Origin of the sequence: Acinetobacter sp. YH01006, from assembly GCF_013420445.1 — a bacterium.
GTDB classification, from domain to species: Bacteria; Pseudomonadota; Gammaproteobacteria; order Pseudomonadales; family Moraxellaceae; genus Acinetobacter; species Acinetobacter pseudolwoffii.
Map to the genome: position 1 here is coordinate 1 of NZ_VOYB01000063.1, position 2508 is coordinate 2508.

Annotated in this window: 2 protein-coding genes; one reads left to right on the forward strand and one right to left on the reverse strand. The window is 35.3% G+C overall.

Features of this window, described 5'->3' with window-relative positions:
- Positions 1-597 precede the first annotated feature (597 nt).
- Positions 598-1209 (reverse strand): recombinase family protein, encoded by a 612-nt coding sequence (locus FTT73_RS15980; protein WP_148334749.1) that lies wholly within the window; start codon positions 1207-1209, stop codon positions 598-600.
- 197 nt (positions 1210-1406) lie between these two features.
- On the opposite strand from FTT73_RS15980, the gene FTT73_RS15985 reads away from it, so the two are divergent.
- Entirely contained in the window at positions 1407-2192 is a 786-nt protein-coding gene (locus tag FTT73_RS15985; RefSeq protein ID WP_180191660.1) for a PDZ domain-containing protein, read from the forward strand.
- Positions 2193-2508: the final 316 nt, after the last annotated feature.

Below are 2508 nucleotides of genomic sequence, written 5' to 3' on the forward strand. Positions count from 1 at the left end.
TCCAGCAACAGCATGAAGAGTTGGAAAAACAAAATAAACGTTCCCGTCTCAAGAAAAGTATGCCGAGTCGTAAAGCTCAGAAAGCGGTTATTGAACAAAGAAATTTAAATCCTGTGCTTGACTCTTGCAGTTAAAAACAGGACATTTTAAATGGTTTATCGCATAGACATTTTAATTGGTGAATAACATCCTAGCATATTAATCTTTTGTCTTATAGCTTTGTATTTTACCAATAGGTAGAATATATTCACAACCTACATCGGAAAAGTAGGTAGTTAAGAAAAAAGTTGCAGAGATTTATAAGCCTTATAGTAACGGGAGAGACTATAGGGCTTTTTATTTATCTTAATATTCATATATCTATGATAAAGTCATGATGCTCGACGATATAAAAGACCGGCTTGAAAATAGGCCGGTCTTTTAATTTAATACTTGCCCTTTTTTATGATCATTATTGATCTTAACAACTAGAGCTAAAATAAAAACCAGGAAAATCAAATGCTTTCTCATTATTAATACCTTCTTCTAATCTTTAAGAATGCCTTTTCCCACTACAAATAGATATGACATAAGGGTAGCACTGATACAAGCCATTTTTTAAATGGCCTTAGCAACTCGATAAACAGTTGCAACTCCACAATTCACTGCTTTGGCAATTTCTTCCTTAGTCATATTGCCAGCTGCTAGCAATTCTTTTATTCGTTTGTGCTTAGCCTCATTGGCTTTCTTACCTGTTGGCTTGTAACCCGAACGCGCTAAGCCCTGCTTAATACGTTCTATACGTTTCTCATTGTCCAGGCGGGCCATTGTTGCCAGGAGATCAATCAACATATTGTTGATGAGTTCCAAGATTGAATGAGTAATGCTGTCACTGGTTTGAATCATTTGGTAGGTAGTAGGAAGATCTGCCACAATTAATCGAAGTCCCTTCTCCTGAATCCTGCGCTTCAGCTCTTGAAAATCCTGTTGGGTTAGGCGTGATAATCGGTCAATACTTTCAACCAACAAGGTGTCACCTTGATTTGCTTCTGACAGTAGCTTATTCAATTCAGGTCGGTCTAACTTCGTACCACTATAGTTTTCCACGTACACAATAGTTTCTCCAAAATTCAAGTTTTGGTTTAGATCCTGAAGAATCTGCAAAGCCCTTTCTGCATCTTGATCTTTAGTTGAAGCTCGTAGATAAATACGTGTATTCATTTCTATCATTTAATCTTAATTCTATTAGATTAATGATAACACTATCATTTAATTATTACATTAAGTCTAATAATAGATATTGTATGCGATTTGGCTCGCTATCATTCAGCTATAGTTCAATGATAGGTTACTTGTTTAAGGGAAAAGGTACACCTTGAGGAATAATAAAGATGTATGCTTAGATTTTTATATATAAGGGGGCAAGGATGAAAATAATTATCGTAATTTTGGCTATGCTATTGGTGAGCGGCTGTGCAACTAATCAGTTTGCAGAAAACTATAAAAGCATCGGAGGTGCAGGTGATCCGTCATACATTCCAAGTTCTGCCAATATTGAGATAATTGAAGTTCAGGATTTTGCAAAAGAAGCTCCACCTTATCTTGAAAGAAGTTACCTTACTATTGGAACTTCAAGTTTTGTAGCTAGATCAGGCTCACAGAACCTTCAAAGCTTAAAAGACCATGCAAAATTAGTTGGTGCTCAGATTGTATTAGTTAATCGTAGGAGTGTAGGTTCAAACCAAGTCGTCATACCACTTACATCCCCAACAACCACAAGAAGCCAAACTCAATCAAATTACAGTCTAAATAATTACACTGGTTACTATGGTTCTTTAAGTGGAAACTCTACGACCACCACTTATGGCTCTAAAACAGACTACGTTCCTGTAACAGTGAGTTTCACTAATTATTCAGCAGTTTACCTAGCTAAATTTCATTCTAGAACTGGTATATATCCTTATGAACTAACGAATCAAGAAAAGGTAAATTTAGAGCAAAATACAGGATTTAAAGTAGGTCTTATCGTCAATGAATCTCCTGCTTATTATGCAAATATCCTACCGAATGACATTATTACGAAAATTAATGGAGTTGATGTAGCAGGTGTTAAAGGCTTTATTGAAATTGCGAAGACAGCTCCAAGCGGTTTAATGAAGATTGAACTAATACGGAATCAAAAAAAGTTAAATAAAACTATTACTATCCAATAGTTTTTTAGGTTCTCTATGTGAATGAAATAGTAGAACTACCCTGCTAATTTAATTTCAGGCACAGACAGCATTATATTTTCATCATAGTCTTTTGATAAAAAAAGCATGACTAAAAGCCATGCCTTGGGTGTTATTCACCAATTAAAATGTCTATGTGATAAACCATTTAAAATGTCCTGTTTTTAACCACAAGAGTCAAGCACAGGATTTAAATTTCTTTGTTCAATAACCGCTTTCTGAGCTTTACGACTCGGCATACTTTTCTTGAGACGGGAACGTTTATTTTGTTTTTCCAACTCTTCATGCTGTTGCTGGA